The following is a 26,255-nucleotide window of genomic DNA, read 5'->3' as shown; positions in this document are numbered from 1 at the left end:
TACAGGGCCTCCCGACGCATGTTCGACTCCGCACCCTTGTTGCGAGACGTCTTTGGATTCGACGCCTTCCGCCCCGGGCAGGAAGAGATTGTCGATGCCGTGACCTCGGGCGAAAACGTGCTGGCGATCATGCCCACCGGGGGCGGAAAATCCTTGTGTTTCCAGCTGCCTGCCCTTTTACGCGACGGGGTGACGGTGGTAATCTCGCCGCTGATTGCCCTTATGCGCGATCAGGTGCGCGGATTGCAGGAAGCGGGCGTTGAAGCCGGGGCGTTGACCTCGGGCAACACGCCCGAGGAAACCGACGCTGTGTGGGAGGCGCTGGAGGCCGGACGCCTGAAGCTGCTCTACATGGCCCCCGAACGTCTGGCCGCGGGGTCGGCCTTGGGTATGCTGCGCCGGATCAATGTCAGCCTAATTGCAGTCGATGAGGCCCATTGCGTCAGCCAATGGGGTCACGATTTCCGCCCCGACTACCTGCGGATCGGAGAGCTGCGCCGCGCCTTGGGCGTGCCGCTGGCTGCCTTCACCGCCACGGCGGATGCAGAAACGCAAGACGAGATTGTCGAGAAACTGTTCGACGGCACCGCGCCGCGCAAATTCCTGCGCGGGTTCGACCGGCCCAATATCCATCTGGCCTTTGGTGCCAAGGACGGACCGCGCAAGCAGATCCTCGACTTCGCCTCTGCCCGAAAAGGGCAATCCGGCATCGTCTATTGCGGCACCCGCAACAAGACCGAGGTGCTGGCGCAAGCCCTGCGCGCCGAAGGGCACTCGGCCTGCCACTATCACGGCGGCATGGACCCCGAAGACCGCCGCATCGTCGAGACCCGCTTCGCCCGCGAGGACGGGTTGATCGTCGTCGCCACCGTGGCCTTCGGCATGGGTATCGACAAGCCCGACATCCGCTGGGTCGCCCATGCGGACCTGCCCAAATCCATCGAAGGGTACTATCAGGAAATCGGCCGCGCCGGGCGCGATGGCGGCCCTGCGGAAACACTGACCCTGTTCGGCCCCGACGATATCCGCCTGCGGCGGTCCCAGATCGACGAAGGGCTCGCCCCGCCGGAACGCCGCATGGCCGATCACGCGCGGCTGAACGCACTGCTGGGTCTGGCCGAGGCGTTGGTCTGCCGCCGCCAGACCTTGTTGGGCTATTTCGGTGAACAGGCCGCGCCCTGCGGCAAATGCGATCTGTGCGACACGCCTCCGGAAGTGTTCGACGGCACCACCCCGGTCCGCATGGCCCTGTCCGCCATCCTGCGCACCGAGGAATGGTTCGGCGCGGGCCATCTGATCGACATCCTGCTGGGCAATGAGACCGACAAAATCCGCGCCCGCCGCCATGACAACCTGCCGACCTACGGCATCGGCAAAGACTGGTCGCGCCCGCAATGGCAGGCGATTTTCCGGCAGATGATGGGCCACGATCTGGTCCGCCCCGACCCCGACCGCCACGGCGCGCTGCGCATGACCGAGGCGGCCAAGCCGATCCTGAAAGGCGCGGCGCAGATCGACCTGCGCAAGGATACCATCCGCAAAGCCACCCGCCGCCCCGCCGTCAAGGCCATGGTATCCGAGGAAGACGCGCCGCTGCTGTCGGCGCTCAAGGCCAAGCGCCGCGCGCTGGCGGAATCCCAGCGGGTTCCGGCCTATGTCATCTTCCCCGACCGCACCCTGATCGAAATGGCCGAGACCCGCCCGATGACCCTGGACGACATGGCCCGGATCGGCGGCGTGGGCGCGAAAAAGCTGGAACGCTATGGCGACACCTTCTTGGAAGTGATCGCCGGAGAGGCCGAAGCGGTCCACCCCGCTCGCCGCAAGCTGGCGGGCCGGGAACAGGGCGAGATCTATGACCAGTTGCTGGCCGTTCAGAACGATCTGGCGCGCGGGCCCGACGGCATCGACAAACCGCTGACCTGCACCGCCTCGCAACTGGCGAAGGTGGCGCAGCTGCGCAGCGATGATCCGCGCGGGATGGAGCAGGTGCTGGGCGACCGCCGCCACGAAAGGTTCGGGGCCGCCTTTCTGGACGTGCTGCGGCAGGCGGGCTAGGTAGCAGCCAACAGGCAAGGAACGAGGGCGGATATGCTGACAGTGATTTCCCCGGCCAAACGGCTGGACTGGGCCGAACGCGACGTTGCGATCACGCAACCCGATTTTCAGAACGACGCGATCCGGCTGTCGAAAACCGCCCGCAACCTGACACTGGGCGATCTGAAAAAGCTGATGGACCTGAGCGATGATCTGGCCCGCCTGAACCGCGACCGCTATCGCGCGTTTTCCGATGCGCCGGGCACGGACGTCACCCGCCCCGCCGCGCTGGCCTTTGCAGGCGACACGTATCAGGGTCTGGAAGCGGCCTCGCTGGATGCCGAGGAGCTGGCCTGGGCGCAGGACCACCTGCGCATCCTGTCCGGCCTTTACGGGGTGCTGCGCCCGCTGGACGCGATTCAGCCCTACCGGCTTGAGATGGGCAGCAGGCTGAAAACCCGGCGCGGCAAGAACCTGTACGAATATTGGCGCGATCAGCTGAGCAAAGCCCTGAACGCGCAGGCCGGCGAGATTGGCAGCGATGTGCTGATCAACTGCGCCAGTCAGGAATATTTCGGCGCGGTCGATCTGAAAGCGCTGAACCTGCGGGTGATCACGCCGGTGTTTATGGAGGACAAGGCGGGCACGCCCAAAATCGTCAGCTTCTTCGCCAAAAAGGCACGGGGCGCGATGGCGCGGTATATCATCCAGCATCGCCTGAGCGACCCGAAAGGCCTGCTGGATTTCGACACCGGCGGGTACGCATACCGCCCCGACCTGTCGGATGAGGACAAACCGGTTTTCGTGCGCCCCTATCAGGCCTGATCCGACAGCGACGGGTCGCAGGGGGCCTGCGTGGCCGTTTTGCCTTTTTGGTCCGAGGTTAGTATCCGGCGCTGGCCAATCCCGCCACCGGGTCTTAACCCTGTAGGGTTGTCCGATGCCGTCATACCAGCGCGCCACTTTCCCCTGTTCCGCAACTGGCAGGGCGGGGCGTTTTAAGGCTGATACGACCCTTACCGGTCACAGGCTGCGTTTCGCTGGTCGGATGCAGACCGGGGCACGGCCTTGCGCTGGGATGGAACAAGGCCAGACCCTGCATGTACACGCCAAACCCTTCGGCAATGTGGCATTGCCACGTCGTGATCCCGGTGCAGACGCTCAAGTCCGGTGACGCGTTCGTGGAACGCACCCATCACCCGCATATCAGCACAGCGGATGGCACTCTCGCCCAAGGCGCGCGAGGGCGGAATTCGCGGATGTTTGACCTCCGCTCAACCCAAAACGCTTTGGGCTTGATCTGAGTCGAAATACGACGTCTCTCCCATTGGCCGACCGTGCATTTCGATAGAACTGCCTCAGACAAACGCAATACGCCTCAATCCGCCTGTTCAGGCTCTGCAGTCAACGGGCTGGCCTCCTTGGGCATATGCTGCCGGATCATCTGATGGATCAGGTTCTTGTGCAGCGGCTTCGTCATATAGTGATCCAGCCCGGCGGCCAACACGCCCTGATCGTCACCGGCCTGCGCATGGGCGGTCAGCGCCACAATCGGCACGTGCCGCCCGGTCTCGACCTCTTGCCGCCGGATTTCGGCGGTGGCCTGTTTGCCGTCCATGCCGGGCATCGAGATATCCATGAAGATCAGATCCGGGTCGAAGTCCCGATAAGCCTCGACCGCTTCGATCCCGTTATCGGCAAAGCGCAACTCGATGGACAGGTCCTTGACCATCTTCTTCAGGATCAACTGATTGGTCCGGTTGTCCTCGGCGGCCAGCACCCGCGTCAGGCGTTGGCCTGTGGGGGGTGCGCCCGGCGGTTCAGAGGGCGTGCCGGGATCGTCCTGCCCCCCCGGCTGCCTTGCAGGGCTCTTGAACGTTTTCAGTTTTGCATAAAGCTCGGCCCGTGGGATCGGCTTTTGCAGCACGCCTTCGATCAACTGGCGGGCCGGGTTTGCATGGATCAGAGCCGGATTGGCCGACATCACCACCACCGGCAGGTCCGCCCACCCCCGATCCCTGAGAAGGGTTGCCAGTTCCAGCGCATCCATGTCCGGCAGATCGTGATCGCAGAGCAGCAGATCGACAGAGGCGCTCATCTGCGACAGCGCGTCCCGGCCCGATGTGCAGACCGTGACCCGGACGCCAAGGCGGCCCAGTTGCTTGGTCAGGATGGCGCGGTTCACCACCATATCCTCGACAATCATGACATGGCTCAGATGCCCGGCCAGATCCGGCGGTGCGGGCTGGGCCCCTTCGGCAATCGGCAGCGACACCCGGAACCCGAAACACGAGCCCTGACGCGGTTCGCTTTCGACCCAGACCGTGCCGCCCATCAGGGTGATGAGGCGTTTGGTGATGGCCAGACCCAGCCCGGTGCCCTCAAAGCGGCGGTTCCGCTCATCCTCGACCTGATTGAACTCGCCAAAAATATCCGCGACCTTGTCGGCCTCGATCCCGATGCCGGTGTCTTCGATCGCCACATGAATGTCACAGCTTTGCCGGTCGGCATGCGGCACGCCCGTGACCCGCACCAGAACGTGGCCCCTGGCGGTGAACTTGACCGCATTGCCCATGAGATTGGTCAGAATCTGCCGGATGCGCCCGGGGTCGCCCATGAACAGCGTCGGCATGAACAGGTCGTAATCCACCAGCAGGTTCAGCCCCTTTTCGCGCACGCTGGGCTGCATCAGCATCGCGACCTCAAGGATACAGCGTTCAAGATCGAACTGTTCGGGGTGCAGGATCAGCTTGTCCGCCTCGATCTTGGAGTAATCCAGAACGTCGTTGATGATGACCAGCAGCGCCTCGCCCGAGTTGCGGATCGTGTTCACGTAAAGCCGCTGATCTTCGTCCATGGGCGTCTCAGACAGCAGTTCGGTCATCCCGACAATGCCATTCATTGGGGTCCGTATCTCGTGGCTCATATTGGCCAGAAAGGCCGATTTCGCCCGGTTTGCGGCCTCGGCCCGTTCGCGGGCGGCTTTCAGCTCGGCCTCATGCCGGACCGAGGCGGTGATGTTGAGCGCAAGGCTGACCACATCGCCGCTGTTGCCGCGCTGGTCGATCAGCCGGATATAGTGACCGTTCCACAATTGGATCACCACCGGCGGTGGGTTCGGGCGCGCCCAGCGGTCGAGCATTCTGGCCCGCCAGTCCGCCGCCGGTTCCGGGCCGATATCGACGATCCCCTCGGTCGTCAGCAGGTCCAGAATGCGGGGGTAGGAAATCCCCGACGCGACCTCATCCAGTCCTTCGAACACGCTCAGATAGGCCGCGTTGGCGCTGATAAGCTGGCTGCTGCCATCAAAGAATGCGAACCCGTCCTGAATGGTCTGGATCGAGTGCCACAGCCGCCGCTCGGCCAGTTCGATCTTGGCATTGGCTTCGGTCAGATCGGATTTGACCTTTTCGTTCTCATCCCGGACGGTTTCAACCTCGGCCTGGGTTTCACCGATGCGTTTGGTCAGAGCGATGGCGTGGCGGCCCAGCTTGCGGTTGGCGGCGGACAGTTCCGCCTGTTTCAGATGCCGCAACCGCTCAGCCGCCAGCCGCGCGCGTCGTTCCTGTGCCAATTTGTTTGCAAGACTCATTTTTTCGCGATTCCGGATCAGCCTGCGGCCACCATCGCGGCAGAGCGTGAAAAAGTGTTTAAGCCGTTGCGCAACCGGCGCGCGCCATGCAAGGCTGAGTGCAAAGAGGAGGCCGCAATGCACCGCTTTGCCCTGATTTCAATTACTTACGTTTTTCTGCATCTTATTCTTCCCGCAGTCGTCTGGGCGCAAAACGCAGTGCCCGAGTTTCGCTATATCGCCACGCGGGATGCGGATTTTTACGGCTCGGATCTGGATGCGCTGTTCGATACGGACCTGAAATCCTGCATTCAGGCCTGCTCGGCCAATGACCTTTGCACCGCCTTCACCTACAATTCCCGGTCCAATGCGTGTTTTCCCAAAAGCGGGGTGAACCGTCAGGAGGCATATGAGGGCGCGCTGTCTGCCCGCAAAGCCTTGACGCCTGAATCGACCCTAACATTGGGAAAAACGCAGGCAGATGCGCTGGATATCCTGCGGGCCGCCGACCTGAGTCAGGCCGAAAAACAAGCGCGTGACCTTGGCTTTTTCCATCCTGCAGGCGGGTATGATCTGGAAACCGTTCTGGATGCAGCCCGTAGTGCAGGCAACGTGACGCAGGCGATGCAGTGGACAGGCGTTGCCGTGTCGCTCAGCGATGCGCCGGATTTGTGGGTCGAATATGCACGGCTGCTGCTGGCGATGAATCCGTCGGATTGGAACGAAAAACGCGCCCTGCGCGGCCGCGCGCTGAATGCGGCGATCAACGGGTATCTGCGGTCCGACACGCAAGGCGCGCAGGTCGCGGCGCTGATGACCCTTGCAGAAGCGCTGGAACAGGTTGAGCGTGGCCGGGATATGATCCCGGTTCTGCGGCTGGCCGAACAGTTGCAACCGCGCGAGGATGTGCTGGCCGCGCTGAACGATGCCATCGGGAAATACGGTTTTCGGGTGCTGGACAGCACGGTGGAAAGCAATGCCGAGGCCCCGCGCATCTGCGTCACCTTCTCGGAACCTCTGGTCAAGGCCGGGGTCGATTACGACCCCTTCGTGCAGCGCAGTGCTGAGGGGCTGATCGTGCAGGTCGACGGCTCGGGCCTGTGCGTCGATGGTGTGGCGCATGGCGAGCGGTACCGGCTGACCCTGCGCGCGGGCCTGCCTGCGGCCTCGGGCGAGGTGCTGAACCGCAATGTGGACCTAACCCATTACGTGCGCGACCGCGCGCCCTCAGTCCGGTTTCCGGGGCGCAGCTATGTGCTGCCCAAATCCGCCGACGCTGCCCTGCCGGTCGAGACCGTGAACCTGTCGGAACTGGACCTGACCCTGCGGCGCGTCAGTGACCGCAACCTGCTGCGCGCGGTGCAACAGGATTTCTTTGGCCGCCCGCTCAGCCAGTGGCAAGAGCGGGAGTTTTCGGACGAGATTGCCGAGGATATCTGGACCGGCACCGCCGAGGTTCCAACCCGGCTGAACCAGACCATGACCGCCCGCCTGCCGATGGCCGAGGCGATCACGGACCAGCCCGCCGGTATCTATGCGCTGACCGCGCGGGTTCCGGGGGCCGATCCCTATGACGATCCCGGCGCGACCCAATGGTTCGTGCTGACCGATCTGGGCGTCAGCACGGCGCTTGGAACCGACGGCCTGCATGTGACGGTGCGCGGGTTGCACGACGCCCTGCCGCGCGCGGGGATCGAGGTTTCTCTGGTGTCCAAGGCCAACGCGGTGATCGCCACATCACTGACCGATGCCACCGGCTATGCAAGGTTCGAAACCGGCCTGACCCGCGGCACCGGGGCCAGTGCGCCGGCGCTGGTGATGGCCGCCGACGGCGATCGGGACTTCAGCTTCCTGTCCCTGACCGACCCGGCCTTTGACCTGTCCGATCGCGGGGTCGAGGGGCGCGCGCCTGCGGGCCCCGTCGATGTGTTCCTGACCACAGACCGGGGCGCTTATCGCGCCGGTGAGGTGATCCACCTGACCGCCCTGTCCCGCGATGCCGAGGCGCAGGCCATCGACGGCCTGCCGCTGACCGCGATTCTGTATCGCCCCGATGGGGTGGAATACCGCCGCTTCGTCTCGGATGGCGGCGTTGCCGGGGGGCATGTATTTGCCCTGCCTGTCGCAGCCGACGTGCCGCGCGGGGCCTGGAAGATAGAGGTCAAATCCGATCCCAAGGGCGATGCTCTGGCCCGGCAAACGGTGCTGGTCGAAGACTTCCTGCCGGAACGCATTGATTTCACCCTGTCCCTGCCCGACGCGCCCCTTCGCCCCGGCGACAGCCCGCCCCTGCGGATCGACGCGCGGTATCTGTTTGGCGCGCCGGGCGCGGACCTGAGCATCGACGGGCAGATGATCGCCCGTGCATCCGACAGCGTTCCGGGATTCGAGGGCTACCATTTCGGTCGTTATGACGCGGATATTCAGACCAAGAGCACCTATTTCGGCGATGCCCGCACGGATGCCGCCGGTCAGGCCACGGTTGCGGTAAAAATTCCTTTGTTAGAGACCGAAGGCAGACCCGTTGAGGCCACCGTGATCGCCCGTCTGGCCGACGGATCGGGCCGCCCGGTGGAGCGCAGGTTGGTCGCCCCTGTCCAGCCCTCGCAACCGGTGATCGGCGTCAAACGCCTGTTCGACGATGTGATCCCCGAAGGCACCGAGGCCGCGTTCCAGATCGTCGGCCTGTCGCCTGATCTGACCCCCAGCCCGATGCGCCTGCGCTGGACCCTGAACCGGGTCGAGACGCGCTATCAGTGGTATCAGCTGTACGGCAACTGGAACTGGGAACCCACCACGCGCCGCACGCGCATCGCCACGGGTGAGGTCGATTTCACCGCCGACCCGCTGACACTGACCCAACCGGTCGATTGGGGCCGGTATGAGCTGGTGGTGCAAAGCGTGGGTGGCGCCTATGCCGAAACGGCGGTGGATTTCTACGCGGGCTGGTATCAGGGCGGTGATACTTCGACCACGCCGGACCGGTTGGAGCTGTCGCTGGACCGCGACAGCTACCGTGCAGGCGACACGGCGCAGTTGCGCATCGTCCCGCGTATGGCGGGGGTGGCGCAGATCGAGGTTCTGTCGAACCGCCTGATCCAGCGCCAGATGATCGAGGTGCCCGAAGGCGAAACCGTGATCCCCATCGAGGTCACACAGGATTGGGGCACCGGGGCCTATGTCACTGCGACGGTGATCCGGCCCATGGATGTGTCTGCCGGGCAGAACCCCGCGCGGGCCCTGGGCGTGGCCCATGCCGCGGTTGATCCGGTGGGGCGCAAGCTGGATGTGACGATTGACGTCCCAGCCGTCACATCCCCGCGCCAGACGCAAAAAGCCCGTATCAGGGTCGAAAACGCAGGTGAAGGCGACCCGGTCTGGTTGACACTGGCCGCCGTGGACGTGGGTATCCTGAACCTGACCGGATTTGAAAGCCCTGATCCGCAGACGCATTACTTCGGCCAGCGACGGCTGGGCGTCGACCTGCGCGATGTCTATGGCCGCCTGATCGACGGCATGAATGGCGCGATGGGCACGGTCCGCTCCGGCGGCGACGCCGATAACGGGCTGCGGCGGCAATCTCCGCCGCCGACACAGGACCTGATGGCCGTGTTCAGCGGCCCCGTGCAGGTTGACGCAAACGGAGAGGCCGAGGTCGATATCCCCCTGCCCGCCTTCAACGGCACCGTGCGCCTGATGGCGGTGGCGTGGTCACGGGCGGCGGTGGGGCAGGCCGAGGCCGAGATGATCGTCCGCGATCCGGTGGTCGTCACCGCCAGCCTGCCGCGCTTTCTGGCCCCGGGCGATCAAAGCCGCATGCTGCTGGAAATTGTCCATGCCGATGGCGCCGCCGGAGAGATGGCGCTAGGGCTGGTCTCGTCACGCGGGCTGGAGTTGGGGGAGGTCCCCAACAGCTTTGCCCTGGAAGAAGGCGGTAAGGCCGTGTTCGACATCCCGATCCGCGCCATTGCGGTCGGCGATCCCGAAATCGGCGTCTCCATCACCACGCCGGACGGGCGCGACCTGACACAAACCCTGCGGATGCCGGTGCGCGAGAATGACCCGGTTGTGGCCCTAACCCGGCGGTTTTCGCTGGGTTCCGGCGACAGTTTCCTGTTCTCGCAGGATGTCTTTGACGGGTTCCGCCCCGGCTCGGCCAAAGCAATCCTGTCTGCCGGACCGCTGGCAAAGTTTGACACGCCCGGCCTGCTGGACCGGCTGGATCGCTACCCCTATGGCTGCACCGAGCAGATCACCAGCCAGGCGCTGCCACTTTTATACCTGTCTTCGGTGGCTCAGGCCACGGGGCTGGGCGACGGACCGGAGATGGATCAGCGCATCGGCACCTCGATCCGCAGCATCCTGTCGCGGCAAGCCTCGAACGGAGCATTCGGCCTGTGGCGCGCGGGCAGCGGTGATTTCTGGCTGGACGCCTATGTGACCGACTTCCTGTCACGCGCACGGGCGCAGGGGCATGCCGTCCCGGATCGCGCTTTTGCGCAGGCGATGGACAACCTGCGCAACCGCATCAACTATGCGCCCGATTTCGACAAGGGCGGGCAGGACATCGCCTATGCGCTGATGGTTTTGGCGCGCGAGGGGGCAGCCGCCATGGGCGATCTGCGCTATTATGCGGATGTGAAGGGCGACGCCTTCGACACGCCCCTCGCCGCCGCCCAACTCGGTGCGGCGCTGGCATCTTATGGCGATCAGAGGCGCGCCGATGGCATGTTCGCCCGCGCCGCTCAAATGCTGGCCCGGCAGCCCGATCAGGCCCAGACCTATTGGCGCGCCGATTACGGTACAAACCTTCGCGATGCCGCCGGGCTGCTGACCCTAGCCGTGGATGCCGGAAGCGAGGCGGTGGATCGCGACGCTCTGGTCCAGCGCGTTGCCGCAAACGGCGCGCATCTGTCCACGCAGGAGGCCGCGTGGTCCCTGCTGGCAGCGCATGCGCTGGTCTCGGACCCCGCAGGGTCGGGCCTGATGGTCAATGGCGCGCCGGTAAATGGCCCCTTTGTGCAGGTTCTGGACGGCGCAGATGCGGAGGAACTGAACATCACCGCCGCAAGTGGAAGCCCCACGGACATCACCCTGACTGTCACCGGCATCCCACAAACCGCGCCGCCGGCGGGTGGCACCGGATACGCGATCCAGCGCGCCTATTACTCGATGGAAGGCGAACCGCTTGACCCGTCCGCTTTCACCGTCGGCGACCGGTTCGTGACGGTTCTGACGGTCACGCCGTTCGAGACTGGCGGCGCGCGGCTGATGGTGGACGACCCGCTGGCGGCGGGGATCGAGATCGACAACCCCAGCCTGCTGCGCTCGGGCGATGTGCGGTCGCTCGACTGGCTCGACCTGTCGGAGGCCACACATACCGAGTTCCGCTCGGACCGGTTTCTGGCCGCAATCGACCTGACCGACCGCCGCACCGTGACGCTGGCCTATGTGGCCCGCGCAGTCACGCCCGGAGAGTTCCACCACCCGGCCGCATCGGTCGAGGACATGTACCGCCCGCAGAACCGCGCCCGCACCGACACAGGCCGCGTTGTGGTCAGATGACTGGCAGAACCGCCATAGCCACCGCCCATTGGCGGCGTCTGGACCGGGAAGGCACCGACCGCTGCACCCTGTCGCGGCTGGATCACGGCTGGATGCTGGTCGGACAGGCGATCTGGCATGACGCAGGCGTCGATAGCGTCCTGACCTATGACGTGCGCTGTGCCCCGGACTGGCAGAGCCTGTCGGCCGATATCGGCGGAGAGGTGGACGGGCGCGAGGTCGCTCTGCGGCTGCTGCGCAGCGATGACGGCTGGGTTCTGAACGACGCGCCACAGGCCTGCGGTCCCGAATGCACCGACCTTGACCTCAGCTTTACCCCCGCGACCAATCTGCTGCCGCTGCGACGGCTTGCCCTTACAGAAGGGGGGGCCGCTCCGGTCAAGGCGGCCTGGCTGAAGCCGGATCTCGGGTCGGTGGCACAGCTTGATCAGGTCTACACGCGGCTGAGCGACGAAACAGTTCTGTATGCATCGGCAAACCACAAGACCGAACTGACCGTTCACCCCTCGGGCTTTGTCACCCACTACCCGGATCTGTGGGAGGGATGGGTCGATGCCTAGACCCGCACGCTGGCTGCTGACCCTTGCGGGGCTGCTCTACCTGACCGGATTTGCGCGGGACCGGGCCGAGGAGTGGGTGGATGCGACCGTCCTGCCCCCGGTTCTGGCCGAGACATCGGTCGAAATGCGCGACCGCAACGGAAGCCTGCTGAGCGTTTTCCCGGTTGCGGACGGGATCTGGCGGATGCGATCCGGCGCGGTCGATCCGACCTTCACCGATATGCTGATCCGGTATGAGGATAAGAGATTCCTGACCCATGCGGGCGTCGATCCGGTTGCGATGCTGCGCGCCGCCGGGCAATCGCTTTGGAACGGGCGTGTTGTCTCTGGCGGATCGACCCTGACCATGCAGGTCGCGCGGCTGATCGAGGACGGGTCAACCGGGCGGTGGAGTGGCAAAATCCGCCAGATCCGGGTCGCATTGGCCTTGGAGCAGCGGCTGACCAAGCAGCAGATTCTGAACCTCTATCTGACCCATGCGCCCTATGGCGGCAATCTCGAAGGCATCCGCGCCGGAACCCGCGCGTGGTTCGGCAAGGACCCCGCGCGTCTGACCCCGGCGCAGGCTGCGCTGCTGATTGCCTTGCCGCAATCGCCCGAGGCGCGGCGGCCCGACCGCAACCCTGACACTGCGCGCAAGGCGCGGGATCGCGTACTGGGCCGGATGCAGCGCTACGGGGTTCTGTCGGCGTCCGAAACGCGCAGCGCACTGACCGAAGCGATGCCCGCGCAGATGAACCCCTTTCCCCGCCTTGCCCCGCATCTGACCGAGCGCGCGCGACGCCAACACCCCGAGGCCAGCACACACGATCTGACCCTGAACGCAGACCTGCAGGCCCGGCTTGAACCGTTGGTTTCCCAAGCGGCATCGCGCGCTGGCCCCCATGTCTCGGGCGCGCTGTTGGTGGCGGATCACCAAAGCGGAGAGATTCTGGCCTCGGTCGGGTCGGCAGGCTATCAGGACGCACGGCTGGGGTTCGTCGATATGACCCGGGCGCTGCGCTCGCCGGGATCGACGTTGAAGCCGTTGGTTTACGGGCTGGCCTTCGATCAGGGGCTGGCCCATCCCGAGACGCTGATCAGCGACAGCCCGATGATGTTTGGCCGCTACGCGCCGCGCAACTTCGATGGCGTTTTCCGAGGTGATGTACGGGTGCGCGAGGCGCTGCAGATGTCGCTGAACATCCCCGTCGTGCGGCTGACTCATGAGTTGGGCCCAGCGCGGGTGATGGCAGCGCTGCGGGATGCCGGGACCGACCCGCGCCTGAGCGGCGGCGCGCCGGGGCTGGCTGTATCGCTGGGCGGTGTGGGCCTGAGCCTGCACGATCTGGTCCAGCTTTACGCGGCTCTGGCGGCAGGTGGGCAAAGCCCGACGCTGCACTCTGACATGCTGGCGGACGCCGTGACAACCAAGCGCATCCTGTCCGAGACCTCTGCCTGGCAGGTCGGGGATATCCTTGCCGGCCTGTCGCCGCCGCCCGGCGCGCCGACCAGCGGCTTGGCCTATAAGACCGGCACCTCTTACGGGCACCGGGATGCCTGGGCCATTGGCTTTGACGGGCGGCACGTGATCGGTGTCTGGCTGGGCCGCGCCGATGGGACCCCGGTTCCGGGCGCGTTTGGAGGCGATCTTGCCGCGCCCTTGCTGTTTGAGGCCTTCGGACATCTGAAACCCCCGCTGGACCCGCTGCCGCCCCCGCCGCCCGCGACCCTGATCGTGGGCGCGGCGCAATTGCCGCAGCCATTGCAACGCTTCCGCCCGCGTGATGCCGCGTTTGAGGCCGACCCGGCGGCCCCTGACCTGCTGTTTCCCCCGGATCGCGCTGTGTTAGAGACAAATGGCGCGCCCCTGACCGTCAAACTGCGCGGTGGTGTCGGGCCGTTTTCGGTTCTGGCCGACGGGGTTCCGGTTCTGACCGGCCAGCGCCGGCGCGAGTTCGAAATTCCCAATCCCGGCTCCGGATTTGCCGCGCTGGTGGTGGTCGATGCGCAGGGCCGGTCGGATCGCGTCTCGGTGCGGATCGACTAGGGCGTTTTGCGTTTTATCTGAGCCATTCTATCGAAATGCGCGGTCGACCGAAGAGAGAGGCAGCGCATTTCGATTCAAATCAAACGCAAAGCGCCCTAGCGACGCCCCTCACGCAGCCAGCCGCCCAGCAGGAAGCCCCCCGCCAGCAGCAGGACCAGCCAGGGCGGCAACAGCCCGGCCTGCGTGACATCGCGCGTCTCGTATGCGTTGCGCGGCGTCAGCCCGATCCAGCCGCGCCCCGCAGCGGGACGCCCGGCGCGGACGTTGCGGATGGAGGGCAACCCGTCCTCCAGCCGAATGACACCACCCCGCATCGAAGCCAGAAACGGTTCCAGAACATCCCCGGTCGCAATGGTGCGCTCGAATTCCTTTGGTGCGGCCGGACCAAGGCCGATCACCGCCATATGGTCGCCCTCCTGCAGGCGGTAGAGACCGATCTCGGGGCCGAAATACTGCGCCTCGAACCGGCCCGGCGATACCTCATCCAGCGTCACCTCAAGCGTTTCGCCGTTCGGGCGGGTGACGGTGACAGGCCCGACCTCATCCTCGAGCGTCTGGCGGATGATGCGCATGGACTGGCCGTTGGCTTCGGCCCACAGCGCCTCTTCCTCCAGCTCGGGCTCTTTCATCATCCAGTGGGCCAGACGGCGCAGCAGTTCCAGCTGCGGACCGCCGCCTTCGAAGCCCCTGCTCCATAGCCAGGCATGGTCCGAGGCCAGCATGGCAACGCGCCCCTCGCCCACACGGTCCAGAACCAGCAGCGGGCGTTCATCCACACCCGTCATCAGCACCTCGCCCGAGCGGTGCTTTACGTCGACCTGCCGCAGCCACGCGCCCCAATCCTCGGAATCGCCCAGATTGGTCGTCACCGGGTGGCGATGGCCCAGATCGCTGACCATCGGCACATAGCGTTCCTCGATCACCCGGGCCGAGGGTTGGGCCGGCAGGATCGGGGCCAGCGGCGACCGGAAGATACTGTCGGCGGTGGCGAAATCGGGACCGGCGGCGATCAGCACGGCCCCGCCGTCGTTGATGTAATTGGTGACGTTGTCCAGATAGATCGCGGGCAGAATGCCGCGCCGTTTGTAGCGGTCAAAGATGATCAGGTCGAAATCATTGATCTTTTCCAGAAACAACTCGCGCGTCGGGAATGCGATCAGCGACAGTTCATCCACCGGCACCCCGTCCTGCTTTTCCGGCGGGCGCAGGATGGTGAAATGCACCAGATCAACCGAGCTGTCGGATTTCAGCAGGTTGCGCCATGTCCGTCCGCCCGGATGCGGCTCGCCCGAGACCAGCAGCACCCGCAGCCGGTCACGCACGCCGTTCATCTGGATCAGGGCGGTGTTGTTGCGGTCGGTCAACTCGCCCTCGGCCTGCGGCACCGAGAATTGAATGACGTTGCGCCCGCCATGGGGCAGCGTGATCGGCAATTCGACATCCAGCCCGATGGGGATGTTGAACTGGTCCGGTTCACCCCCATCGACCGAGATTTCCAGCGGCGCGGTTGTGGCCCCCGCAGGGGCGGCCCCGCTGTCTTCGACGCGCAGGGTCAGGGTCACCGGTTCGCCGATAATGGCAAAGGCCGGGGCGTTGCGCACGATCAGGCGGCGATCCCAGTCGCTGTCGCGCCCGGTTTGCAAAAGGTGCATCGGCGCGGGCAGGTCGGGGGCCTGTTCAACGTCATGCACGATGCCGTCCGACACCACGAGGATACCGGCGATGCGGGCGCGGGGTTCCTCGGCCAGCGCGGCGTTCAGCGCGGCCATGACCTGCGTGCCCTCATCCCCGTCGCTGTCGCCGATGCTTATGCGGCGCAGTTCGGTGTTGTCGCGGGATTCGATCTCGGCGGCCAAGGCCTCGGCGGCCTCAGCCGTCTGATCAGCGCGGTCGGCCAGGGTCTGGCTGGCGCTTTCATCCTCGATCATCAGGACGATATCGGTCAGCGGCGCGCGGTCTTCGACCTGATAGACCGGGCCAGTGAGGGCCGCGATCACGACCAGAGCCGCCAGCCCCCGCAAAGCCCAGCCAGACAAGCCGCGCCACAGGGCCAGAAGGATGCCCGCAACCGCAATGGCCGCCACGATGGCCAGCACGGGCCACGGGATCAGCGGGTCAAAGATGACGGTTCCTGTCATTGTCCCAACCTGTCCAGAAGGGCGGGCACGTGCACCTGATCGGATTTGTAATTCCCGGTCAGCACATGCATCACCAGATTGACCCCAAACCGATTGGCCAGCTCGCGCTGGCGTTCACCCGCATAGCCGCGCCCGACCGGCAGCAGCGCCTGCCCGTTGCGGTCCACGGCCCAGGCCCCTGCCCAGTCATTGCCGCCGATCACCACCGGCGTCACATTGTCGTTGAGGTTGCGGAACGGCATGCCTTCGATCTGTTCCGCATCCATCGGTGCAGCCTCGACCCAGACCTCGGTGCCTGCGTAACGGCCCGGGAAATCCTGCAGCAGGTAGAAGGTACGGGTCAGCACGTGATCGCGTGGAATCGGCTCTAATGCAGGGATATTCAGCGGGCCTGCCAATTGCTGCAGCTTGCGGCCATTGGGGCTTGATGTGCCGAACCCGGCGATATCCGCATCCCGCGTGTCGAATAGGATCATCCCGCCCGAGCGCAGATAGGCGTTCAGCTTGGCATAAGCCTCGGTCGAGGGTTGCGGCTGATCCGGGGTAATCGGCCAGTAGAGCAGCGGGAAAAACGCCAGCTCGTCGCGCTCCAGATCGACGCCGATGGGCTCGGCCGGTTCGACCGAGGTGCGATAGAACAGCGTCTGCGCCAGCCCGCGCAGCCCGGCCTGCGCGATATCGTCCACCTGCGCATCGCCGGTCAGCACATGGGCCAGAACCAGCTCATGCGTTGCCGCCAGTGCAAAATCGGTCTCATCCGGGGTTTGCGCCTGCGCCTCGGGCACCAGCATCATTGCGCCCATCGCAACCGCCGCTGCGCGCGCCAGACCCAGCCGCCCGGACAGGGCCAGCGAGGCAATCACATCCACCGTCAGCAGGATCAGCGCAAGGCTCAGCAGGATGCCACCCAAAGGCGTTTCGGTTGTAACCTCCTGCCCCTTGATCGGCACGTCCGAGGGCCAGACCGCCGGTTGCAGCACCGCATCCTCGGCCAAAACATTCAGCGCCAGTTTCTGCTTGCCGCTTTCATAAAGACCCGGACGCAGATCGGGACCAAGCTGGCCGGACAGAAGCTGCACACCATCCACCCCTGCCAGATTACCCGCATCGGACAATGTGCCGAACCCGTCCATGATCTGAACCGGCTCCCACGTGGTGCCCTGCAACTGCGCCACCTGACGGGATTTCGCAGCCGAGGCCACCGCCAACCGGTCCAGCATTTCGACAAACAGCCCGGACAGCGGCAGGCTGGACCATTCCGCATCCGCCGTGACGTGGAACAACACCACCTGCCCCAGCCCCAGCGCCTTGCGCGTGACCAGAGGGGTGCCATCGGACAGCGACGCGATCACCCGATCCGCCAGATTAGGGTCTGGTTGCGCCATGACCTGCGTCGAGACCACTACATCATCCGGGATCTGCAACCCATAGAACGGAGAGGTCTCGGGGAAGGGCGCAAGGGTCTTGGCCTCCCCCCAGCTCATCGCGCCGCCCACCGTCCGGCCTCCGGTGCGCAGACGGGCGGGCAGCAAAGTGTCTTCTTCGTCGCGGCCCAGATCGCTGGCGGCCATGCGCGGACCGGCAAAGCGCAGCAGCAGACCGCCCTGTTCGACCCATTCGATCAGCCCGGCCTCTTCGGTGTCGGACATCTGCGCCACATCGGACAGGACGATCACGTCGGGGTTCGCGGGCAGCACGTCCAGCAAGCCGCCCTCGACAAAATCGGCTGTGGGGATCAACACCTGCGTCAGGTAGTGCAGCGGCGACAGCAGCTCCAGCCCTTCGCGGTTCAGGGTGCCAGCGATCAGCGCAACTTCGCGCCGGCGCAAGCTGTCATCGGTCAGCGTTACCGCCCCGGCAGAGCGCTGGCCGCTGATCTCGAACCGGGTGATCCGGGCGCGCAGTTCCGAGGGCAGGGCAAGGTCGATCTGCGCCTCGGTCGCGCCGGCTTCGAAACTCACCTCGGCCGATTGCAGCACGCGGGCTGTCCCTGCCGGGTCGCGGCCCTGCGCCAAGATAGTAACGGTATCCATCGGCCCCGGTTCGGCGCGCAGAACGGTCAACCGGATGACCCCGTCCTGATAGACAGCGGGCAACACCGCCAGCGCGGATGAGGGCGCGCGGTACACTGTCACGTCCCCGCGCGATTGCAGGGCACGGACCAGCCGGTCATGCCCGTCGAAACCCAGCCGGTCGCTGAACCAATGGGTGTCGAACCCGCCCTCAACCGCGTCCAATACGGTCAGGACTTGCGAGGCCTGCGCCTCGGTCGGTTGCCACGGGTTCGGGGTCAGGCCCGGCAGGCGGCTGCGCCATGCCTCAGCCGACTGAAACACCGGCGGTTCCGGCTCGGTCAGGCGCAGGATCGAGACCGGGCGACCAGCACGGCCAGCCTCGGTCAGTTGCGCGTCGATCTGATCCAGCGTCGCCGACCAGCGCGTGGCCCCGGCCCAGCTGGCATCCAGCACCAGCAAGAGCGGCCCCGATCCGGTCCGATCGCGCGAAGGGTTCAGGACCGGCCCGGCCAGCCCGATGATGATCGCCGCCGCCGCCAGCATGCGCAGCAGCAACAGCCACCACGGGGTGCGGTCGGAAACACTTTCGTCGTCTTTCAGCCCCAGTAGCAGCGTCACCGCCGGGAACAGCCTGCGGATCGGTGCCGGCGGCACCGCGCGCAGGATCAGCCACAGGATCGGCAGGGTCAGCAGACCCAGCAGCACCCACGGTGCGGTAAAGCCGATGCCCGCCAGAACCGTCATCGCGTTCCCCCGTCCAGCGCATGGTAGAGCCACAACAGGGCCGCCTGCGCACTGTCGCCGGTGTGGTGCAGCCCCAACCGCCAGCCCGTGGCGCGGCAGAGTTGGGTCAGCGCGTCTTTGCGTTGGGCGAGGCGATCCAGATACCGCTCGCGCAATTCCCCCGCCTTGAGGGTTTCGTGCCGCAGCGTGCCACCGACGCTTTCGAAAATGGTGCGCCCACGATAGGGGAAGTCTTCTTCTCTGGGGTCCAGCACCTGCAAGATCACGCCGCGCACGCCGCGGTCGGCAGCCTTGGTCAGCGCCAGTTCGACCTCATCCATCGGGCCGAGGAAATCCGAGATGAACACCGCCCGTGCATGTGGGATCATCGCGCGATGCTCGGGCGGGGAATAGTCCGCCTGCTCATCTTCGGACCAGGCCTGCGCCAGCCGGATGATCTGCGCGTTGCCGCGCCGGGGCGGCAGGGTCGTGCCGGTCAGACCGACGCGTTCACCGCCGCGCACCAGCAGGATGGCGGTGGCCAGCCCCAGCAACCGGGCGCGATCGGCCTTGGTCGGCAGGGATTTGTCGGACGCAAAGCGCATCGACGCGCCCTGATCGACCCAAAGCATGATGGATTGGGCAATCTGCCATTCGCGTTCGCGTACAAACTGCTGATCCCCGCGCGCCGAGCGGCGGTGGTCGATCATCCGGCGGCTGTCGCCGATCTGGGCCGGGCGGTATTGCCAGAAATCGTCACCCATCCCCGATCGCCGCCGCCCGTGATCGCCCAGCAGCACCGTGCCCGCCAGATGTTCGGCGCGCGCCAGCAGGGGCGGCAGCCGTGACGCCTCGGCCTCGGATCTTTCGCGAAGGGTCAGCGCCGCATTCACGCCGCAGCCTCAGTGCGGATCAGACCGGCAGCGGTGGATTCGATCAGGTCAGCCAGACTGTCGCCCCGCGCCCGCGCGGCAAAGTTCAGCGCCATCCGGTGGCTGAGCACCGGGCGTGCCATGTCCAGCACATCCTCGGCGTTAGGGGCCAGCCGCCCCTGCAGCATCGCGCGGGCCCGCACTGTCATCATCAGCGCCTGCGCCGCGCGGGGGCCGGGGCCCCAGGCCACGGTTTCGGCGACACGTTCGGACACACCCGCCTCTTCCGGGCGGAACGCGCGGACCAGATCGAGGATCAGTTCGACCACGGATTCACCCACCGGCATGCGCCGCAGCAGCACCTGCGCGGCCAGCAATTCCTCTTTGGTGAAAATCTGGTGGGCCTCTTCTTCCTCGACGCCAGTCGTGGCCAGCAGAATGTCCCGCTCGGTCTGGCGGTCGGGGTATTCCACATCGACCTGCACCAGGAAGCGGTCCAACTGCGCCTCGGGCAGCGGATAGGTGCCTTCCTGTTCAATCGGGTTCTGCGTCGCCAGCACGTGAAACGGCACACCCAGCGAGCGATCCTCGCCCGCCACGGTCACAGTGCGTTCCTGCATCGCCTGCAGCAGTGCCGATTGCGTCCGGGGGCTGGCACGGTTGATTTCATCCGCCATCAGCAGCTGGCAGAAGATCGGGCCGGAAATGAAGCGGAAATGGCGGCTGCCATCGTCAGCCGTATCCAGAACCTCGGACCCCAGAATATCGGCGGGCATCAGGTCAGGCGTGAACTGGATGCGGTTGCCATGCAGCCCCATCACCGTCGACAGTGTCTCGACCAGCCGCGTCTTGCCCAGACCGGGCAGACCGATCAGCAGGGCATGCCCGCCGCACAACAGCGCGGTCAGGGTCAGATCGACAACCCGTTCCTGCCCGATAAAGCGGCGGGTGATCGAGGACTTGGCCTCTTGCAGCTTGTTTTCCAGCGCTTCGATCTCGGACACGAGGTCGGCGGGTTCGGTCATGACTTTCCCTTCCGTGGACTATTATGTTTGAAGTGTATCGCGCTGAGAGGAAATGGCAAAAGCAATGAGCGGACAAAAACCTGTGAAACCTTCGCCAGATGGTCTGGCTGCATCAGTCAAAGCTGCCAAAACGCGGGGTTTGCCCCCTGTTCACCTGTGGAATCCTCCGTTTTGCGGCGATCTGGACATCCGGATCGCAAAAGATGGCACCTGGAGTTATTTAGGCTCGCCCATCAACCGGTTCGAGTTGGTGAAGCTTTTTTCCTCAATTCTTAAGAAAGAAGACGGCAAGTATTTTCTGGTCACGCCGGTGGAAAAGGTGGGAATCACCGTCGAAGACGCGCCTTTTGTGGCGGTCGATTTCGATTGCAGCGGGGACGGTGAGGGTCAGACGCTGACGTTTACGACGCATGTGGGCGATACCGCCGATGCCGGGCCCGATCACCCGATCCGCGTTGTAACCCATCCCGAAACAGACGAGCCCGCGCCCTATATATTGATACGCGCAAACCTCGAGGCCCGCATCGACCGCAAAAGCTTTTACCGCCTTGTCGATATCGGAACCGAACATGATGGCTGGTTCGGTGTCTGGTCGGGCGGACAGTTCTTTCCGCTGATTGCCGCCGAGGCGCTAAACGGGCTGTGACGATTTCCGGTCCTGCGCCAGTACCACGGCCAGCGCCACAATCGCCGCGCCCAGCGCTCGGGTCCAGTTCCACTCATCCCCCAGCATCACCATGATCACCATCACATAGAACGGCGCCACGTTGATGTGGAACGAGGCCAGCGCCACCCCCAGCTTGCCGACGGAGGCGATGAACAGAACCTGGCTCAGCGACATGGCGATCAGCGCATAGATCACCAGCATGCCCATCTGCTGGGCATCGACCGGCGCCGAGGGCATGACGTCCATACCCAACTGATTTGCCGCCAGGATCAGAAGGCCTGCCATGGCCAAGCCGCCGATGAAGGTAATGGTTGCGCGCCCAACCTGGCTGAGTTCCGGAAAATCGCGGGCGGTGGCCATGCTGGCCCAGCAGAACAACACTGTCGAGGCAATCGCGCAGGCCGCCCCCAGGCCAAGCTGCGCAGGTGCGACGGCACTGGTGGCAATAAGACCTCCGACGATGGAAACCACAACGCCCAGCGCAAAATTCCACCGCAACCGGCGGGTGCGGGTCATCAGTTCCATCAGCGTCGCCACCAGCGGCGCGCAGGATGCGATGATGGCAACCGTGACAGGATCGGTCAGCTTTTGCGCCAGAACCAGCAGGAACATTCCGTTTCCAAAGCCGATACCCCCGACGAACAGCGCATGGCCCCAGCGCGCGCGCAGAACCCGGGTCGGACCGTCGATCAGCAGCCAAAGCGGCACCAAAATCACAACCGCTAAGGCAAGACGCGCCGCCAGCAGCGCGACCGGGGGCCAGGTTTGCAGCAAGACCTCGGCCGCCGGAAACCCGGCCGCCCATGCCAGCATGGACGCCACCGCCAGACCGTTGCCGGTCAGGGCGGGGCTGCGTCCATAGGGCACAGCAACAGGGCTGCCGCGCACGGGATCAGGGCTCAGGGCCATTCTGTTCAAACCTTTTGTTGGCACGGCGTCGCTAAAATGATTCGCCGCATTGCCCCGATCCTGTCCGATCCGCAAAAGGCGATCTGGCCGATTTTCGACAATCTGTCGTTTTCAGTCCCTTTCCTGAATCCGGCCTGCCCGCTAAGCTTCGGCCACCAGACGACCGGGACCGCTCATGCCCAGATTTGCCGCCAATCTTTCGCTGCTCTTTACCGAGCTGCCCTATCTCGACCGCTTTGCCGCCGCTGCCGAGGCCGGATTTGAAGCGGTCGAGATTCTGTTCCCCTACGATCTGGCCGCCAAGGAAACGCGCCGCGCGCTGCTGGCCAACGGGCTCGAACTGGTTCTGATCAACGCCCCGCCGCCGAATTACACCGGCGGTCAGCCGGGTTACGCCGCAGTTCCGGGCGGAGAGGATCGGTTTCGGTCCGACATCCGCCGGGTTCTGCGCTATGCCGGGGTGCTGCGCCCAAAGCTGATCCACATCATGTCCGGCTATGCCTCGGGGCCGCAGGCCATGGCCTGTTTCATCGAGAACCTGCAATGGGCCGCTGATTTTGCACCGCAGCAGCGGTTCACCATCGAACCGCTCAACCCGGTTTCGCAGCCCGATTACTTTCTGAACGATTATGATCTGGCGGTTCAGGTTCTGGACCGCGTCGACCGCCCCAATGTCGGCCTGCAATATGACAGCTTCCACGCCCATATGATCCACGGCGACGCGCTGGATATCTGGCACCGCTTCCACCCAAGGGTCGTCCACGCCCAGATCGGAGCCGCCCCGGACCGATCCGAACCCGGTCGTGGGCCAACGGATTTTGCCTCGCTGTTCTCTGCGTTCGAAAATGCGGGCTATTCCGGCTGGGTCAGCGCCGAATACACGCCGTCAACGGCCCGAACCCCGGACAGTTTCGGCTGGATGCGCGCCTGAACTATGGCCTTTTGGACAAAAATCCCGCAGATGAAGACGTCCCTGTCTGAAGGATGCGCTTTATGATCCCAGCCCGTTACGCCCGCGCCGTGTTCAGCCTGATCATGTCTGGTATGATGTCCTGTATCGTGACCGGCATCGCAACGGTGAAAGCCATCGGCTTTGGCCCCACCACCCTGGCGGACTGGATGGCGTCCTGGGCGTTCTGCTGGCCCATCGCGTTCATCGTGATCCTTCTGTTCGGGCCCACGGTGCAACGGCTGGTCAACCGCATGGTCAGACCGCAGGACTGACCCGCTGTGAAGAGGGCCCGCCGGGCCTGATGAGCAGCGCCGCCTAGTGCGCCTCGGCCCAGTTTGCGCCCTGGCCGGCATCGACGCTCAGCTTCACATCCAGCTTCACCGCCGGATCGGATGCGCCCTCCATCACGTCGCGCGCCACACCGATCACCTGATCCACCGCATCCTCGGCCACTTCGAACAGCAATTCGTCATGCACCTGCAGCAGCATCTTCGCAGGCAGCCCGTTGATCGCCTCTGGCATCCGAACCATCGCCCGCCGGATCACATCCGCCGCCGTGCCCTGAATCGGAGCATTGATCGCCGCCCGGCGCGAGAACCCGGCATGGGGCCCTTTGGCATTGATCTCGGGCGTGTGGATTTTGCGCCCGAACAGGGTTTGGACATAACCATGCTCTTTGGCGAAGGCGACCGTGTCGTCCATGTACCGCCGAATGCCCGGGAACCGTTCGAAATAGCGGTCGATGAAGCCCTGCGCCTCGGCCCGCGGAATGCGCAGGTTGCGGGCCAGACCAAAGCCTGAAATGCCGTAGATCACCCCGAAGTTTATCGCCTTGGCTTGACGGCGGATATCCGGCGTCATTTCGTCAAGCGGTACGTCGAACATCTCGGACGCGGTCATGGCGTGAATGTCCAACCCATCGGAAAACGCCTGTTTCAGAGCCGAAATATCCGCGATATGGGCCAGAATCCGCAGTTCGATCTGGCTGTAGTCGAGGCTGACCAGCACGTTCCCCGGCTCGGCAATGAACGCCTCGCGAATACGGCGTCCTTCCTCGGTGCGCACCGGGATGTTCTGCAGGTTCGGATCGGTCGAGGCCAGACGGCCCGTGTTGGCCCCGGTGATCGAATAAGACGTATGCACCCGCCCCGTATCGGGGTTGATATGGGTCTGCAGCGCGTCGGTGTAGGTCGATTTCAGCTTGGATAGCTGCCGCCAGTCCAGCACCCGGCGGGGCAATTCATGCTCGGTCGCCAGATCCTCAAGGATATCCGCCCCGGTGGAATATTTCCCGGTCTTGCCCTTCTTGCCGCCTTCCAGACCCATCTTGTCGAACAGGATCTCTCCCAGCTGCGCGGGCGAGCCGACATTGAAGTTCTCACCGGCCAGTTCGTGGATTTCAGCCTCTAAGCCTGCCATTTTCTGGGCAAAGGCGTTGGACATGCGGCTGAGAACGTCGCGGTCGACCTTGATGCCGTGCATTTCCATCTCGGCCAGAACCGGCACCAGCGGGCGTTCGAGTGTCTCATACACCGTCGTCACCTGCACCTGATGCAATTGCGGCTTGAACAGTTTCCACAGCCGCAGCGTGATATCCGCATCCTCGGCGGCATAGGCGGTGGCCTCATCAATCGGCACCTTGTCGAAGGTGATCGCCGACTTGCCCGAACCCAGCAGCGGTTTGATCGGGATCGGTGAGTGGTTCAGATAGCGTTCCGACAGCGTATCCATCCCATGCCCATGCTCTCCCCCATGCATCGCGTAGGACATCAGCATCGTGTCGTCGATGGGGGTCACGTCGATGCCATAGCGCGCGAAAATCTTTGCGTCATATTTCATGTTCTGCCCGATCTTCAGGATCGACGGGTCCTGAAACATCGGCTTGAGCAGGGTCAGAGCCTCATCCATCGGCATCTGCCCCTCGGCCAGCGCATCCGAGCCGAACAGATCATCCGTCGCGCTTTCGCGGTGGGTCAGCGGGATATAGCAGGCCTCCCCCGCCTCGACACAAAGCGAGATGCCCACCAGATCGGCAATCATTTCGTTCAGACCAGTGGTTTCGGTATCCACCGCGATCCAGCCGCGTTCATAGGCCTGATCGATCCATTTCTGCAGCGCAGCCGCATCCCGCACGCAGTCGTGTTTCCCCGCGTCAAACAGAATATCCTCGGCCTGCGGCTCATCCACCGGCGCGGGCGCATCGGCAATTACCGGAGCCTCGGCCCCCAGCTTGTCGGCAATCCGCTTGGTCAGGGTGCGGAACTCCATCTCGGCGAGGAACCCCAGCAGGGTTTCGGGCTCGGGGTCGCGCACCTCAAGATCGTCCAGCGTGAAATCCAGCGGCGTCTGCTCGTCCAGTTGCACCAGCTTCTTCGACAATTCGATCTGGTCGCGCTTTTCGATCAGGGTCTGGCGGCGCTTGGGCTGCTTGATCTCTTCGGCGCGGTCCAGCAGGGTTTCCAGATCGCCATATTCATTGATCAGCAAGGCGGCGGTCTTGATCCCGATCCCCGGCGCGCCCGGGACGTTGTCTACCGAATCCCCGGCCAGCGCCTGCACATCGACCACCCGTTCCGGCCCAACGCCAAATTTCTCGACCACCCCATCGCGGTCGATGCGCTTGTTCTTCATCGCGTCCAGCATCTCGACACCGTCGCCGACCAGTTGCATCAGGTCCTTGTCGGAACTCACGATGGTCACGCGGCCCCCGGCATCGCGCGCCTGAACCGCCAGCGTAGCGATGATGTCGTCAGCCTCGTACCCCTCAAGCTCTTTGCAGGCGATGTTGAAGGCCTTGGTCGCCTCGCGGGTCAGGGGCATCTGCGGGCGCAGGTCCTCGGGCATCGCCTCGCGGTTGGCCTTGTACAGATCGTACAGATCGTTGCGGAACGTGTGCGAGCCCTTGTCGAAGATCACCGCCACATGGGTCGGCGCATCCGGCCCGGCGTTTCCTTCGACATATTTCTGCAGCATGTTGCAGAACCCCGACACCGCCCCGATCGGCAGTCCATCGGATTTCCGCGTCAGGGGGGGCAGGGCGTGATAGGCCCTGAAGATAAAGGCCGATCCGTCGATCAGATGCAGGTGACAGCCTTTTCCGAATTCGCTCATGCGCGCGCTCCCCTGTGTTTGCCCATCCGTCCTGCCATGGAACGCAGATGGATACCAGTAGGAGAACGCGCCGATCAGGTC

16 protein-coding genes are annotated in these 26,255 nt (G+C 64.6%); 8 read left to right on the top strand and 8 right to left on the bottom strand.

All coding sequences use genetic code 11. The features are described 5' to 3' along the window. Positions 1-18 precede the first annotated feature (18 nt). Both recQ and yaaA read left to right on the top strand, forming a co-directional pair. Complete coding sequence (gene recQ, locus ACR0EZ_RS07625; protein ID WP_480612053.1) at positions 19-2,058, top strand: DNA helicase RecQ; 2,040 nt, start codon at positions 19-21, stop codon at positions 2,056-2,058. Between the two features lie 33 nt (positions 2,059-2,091). Continuing rightward, complete coding sequence (gene yaaA / locus ACR0EZ_RS07620; RefSeq protein ID WP_480612052.1) at positions 2,092-2,862, top strand: peroxide stress protein YaaA; 771 nt, start codon at positions 2,092-2,094, stop codon at positions 2,860-2,862. Here yaaA and ACR0EZ_RS07615 read toward each other — a convergent pair. Together ACR0EZ_RS07615 and ACR0EZ_RS07610 are read right to left on the bottom strand one after the other, a co-directional pair. After that, positions 2,853-2,987: a hypothetical protein gene (locus ACR0EZ_RS07615; RefSeq protein WP_480612051.1), complete on the bottom strand. Its 135-nt coding sequence runs from the start codon at positions 2,985-2,987 to the stop codon at positions 2,853-2,855. The genes yaaA and ACR0EZ_RS07615 overlap by 10 nt on opposite strands. Before the next feature lie 428 nt (positions 2,988-3,415). Next, the gene (locus ACR0EZ_RS07610) at positions 3,416-5,629 is read right to left on the bottom strand and encodes a response regulator (protein WP_480612050.1); all 2,214 of its coding nucleotides are present in this window, start codon (positions 5,627-5,629) and stop codon (positions 3,416-3,418) included. A 117-nt stretch (positions 5,630-5,746) separates the two neighbouring features. On the opposite strand from ACR0EZ_RS07610, the gene ACR0EZ_RS07605 reads away from it, so the two are divergent. The 3 genes from ACR0EZ_RS07605 to pbpC are packed head-to-tail and all read left to right on the top strand — an operon-like array spanning position 5,747 to position 13,762. Next, entirely contained in the window at positions 5,747-11,173 is a 5,427-nt protein-coding gene (locus tag ACR0EZ_RS07605) for an alpha-2-macroglobulin family protein (RefSeq protein WP_480612049.1), read from the top strand. Further along, positions 11,170-11,733, top strand: a complete 564-nt coding sequence (locus tag ACR0EZ_RS07600) for a putative glycolipid-binding domain-containing protein (RefSeq protein WP_480612048.1) — start codon at positions 11,170-11,172, stop codon at positions 11,731-11,733. The genes ACR0EZ_RS07605 and ACR0EZ_RS07600 overlap by 4 nt, the downstream gene beginning before the upstream one ends. Continuing rightward, complete coding sequence (gene pbpC, locus ACR0EZ_RS07595) at positions 11,726-13,762, top strand: penicillin-binding protein 1C (protein ID WP_480612047.1); 2,037 nt, start codon at positions 11,726-11,728, stop codon at positions 13,760-13,762. Before ACR0EZ_RS07600 ends, pbpC begins: the two co-directional genes overlap by 8 nt. A gap of 95 nt (positions 13,763-13,857) precedes the next feature. Here pbpC and ACR0EZ_RS07590 read toward each other — a convergent pair whose 3' ends face one another. From ACR0EZ_RS07590 to ACR0EZ_RS07575, 4 genes are read right to left on the bottom strand one after another with little or no spacing between them, the layout of a single operon-like run. Further along, the gene (locus ACR0EZ_RS07590) at positions 13,858-15,900 is read right to left on the bottom strand and encodes a hypothetical protein (RefSeq protein ID WP_480612046.1); all 2,043 of its coding nucleotides are present in this window, start codon (positions 15,898-15,900) and stop codon (positions 13,858-13,860) included. After that, positions 15,897-18,659 (bottom strand): DUF4159 domain-containing protein, encoded by a 2,763-nt coding sequence (locus ACR0EZ_RS07585; protein ID WP_480612045.1) that lies wholly within the window; start codon positions 18,657-18,659, stop codon positions 15,897-15,899. Before ACR0EZ_RS07585 ends, ACR0EZ_RS07590 begins: the two co-directional genes overlap by 4 nt. Further along, positions 18,656-19,531: a DUF58 domain-containing protein gene (locus tag ACR0EZ_RS07580; RefSeq protein ID WP_480612044.1), complete on the bottom strand. Its 876-nt coding sequence runs from the start codon at positions 19,529-19,531 to the stop codon at positions 18,656-18,658. The genes ACR0EZ_RS07585 and ACR0EZ_RS07580 overlap by 4 nt, the downstream gene beginning before the upstream one ends. After that, entirely contained in the window at positions 19,528-20,535 is a 1,008-nt protein-coding gene (locus tag ACR0EZ_RS07575) for an AAA family ATPase (RefSeq protein WP_480612043.1), read from the bottom strand. Before ACR0EZ_RS07575 ends, ACR0EZ_RS07580 begins: the two co-directional genes overlap by 4 nt. Positions 20,536-20,587: 52 nt before the next feature. Between ACR0EZ_RS07575 and ACR0EZ_RS07570 the strand changes: the two genes are divergently transcribed. After that, the gene (locus ACR0EZ_RS07570; protein ID WP_480612042.1) at positions 20,588-21,181 is read left to right on the top strand and encodes a DUF1285 domain-containing protein; all 594 of its coding nucleotides are present in this window, start codon (positions 20,588-20,590) and stop codon (positions 21,179-21,181) included. Here the strand turns inward: ACR0EZ_RS07570 and ACR0EZ_RS07565 are convergent. Beyond that, positions 21,167-22,111, bottom strand: coding sequence for a DMT family transporter (locus tag ACR0EZ_RS07565; protein ID WP_480612041.1), 945 nt, complete (start codon positions 22,109-22,111; stop codon positions 21,167-21,169). The genes ACR0EZ_RS07570 and ACR0EZ_RS07565 overlap by 15 nt on opposite strands. A 175-nt stretch (positions 22,112-22,286) precedes the next feature. Between ACR0EZ_RS07565 and ACR0EZ_RS07560 the strand changes: the two genes are divergently transcribed. Next, positions 22,287-23,042: a hydroxypyruvate isomerase family protein gene (locus ACR0EZ_RS07560; protein ID WP_480612040.1), complete on the top strand. Its 756-nt coding sequence runs from the start codon at positions 22,287-22,289 to the stop codon at positions 23,040-23,042. 62 nt (positions 23,043-23,104) lie between these two features. Further along, entirely contained in the window at positions 23,105-23,335 is a 231-nt protein-coding gene (locus tag ACR0EZ_RS07555) for a DUF2798 domain-containing protein (RefSeq protein ID WP_480612039.1), read from the top strand. 43 nt (positions 23,336-23,378) lie between these two features. Here ACR0EZ_RS07555 and polA read toward each other — a convergent pair whose 3' ends face one another. Beyond that, complete coding sequence (polA, locus tag ACR0EZ_RS07550) at positions 23,379-26,174, bottom strand: DNA polymerase I (RefSeq protein WP_480612038.1); 2,796 nt, start codon at positions 26,172-26,174, stop codon at positions 23,379-23,381. Between the last annotated feature and the right edge of the window lie 81 nt (positions 26,175-26,255).

It is taken from the genome of Ruegeria sp. AK4 (assembly GCF_056541025.1).
This window is presented reverse-complemented; position numbering and strand designations above follow the sequence as displayed.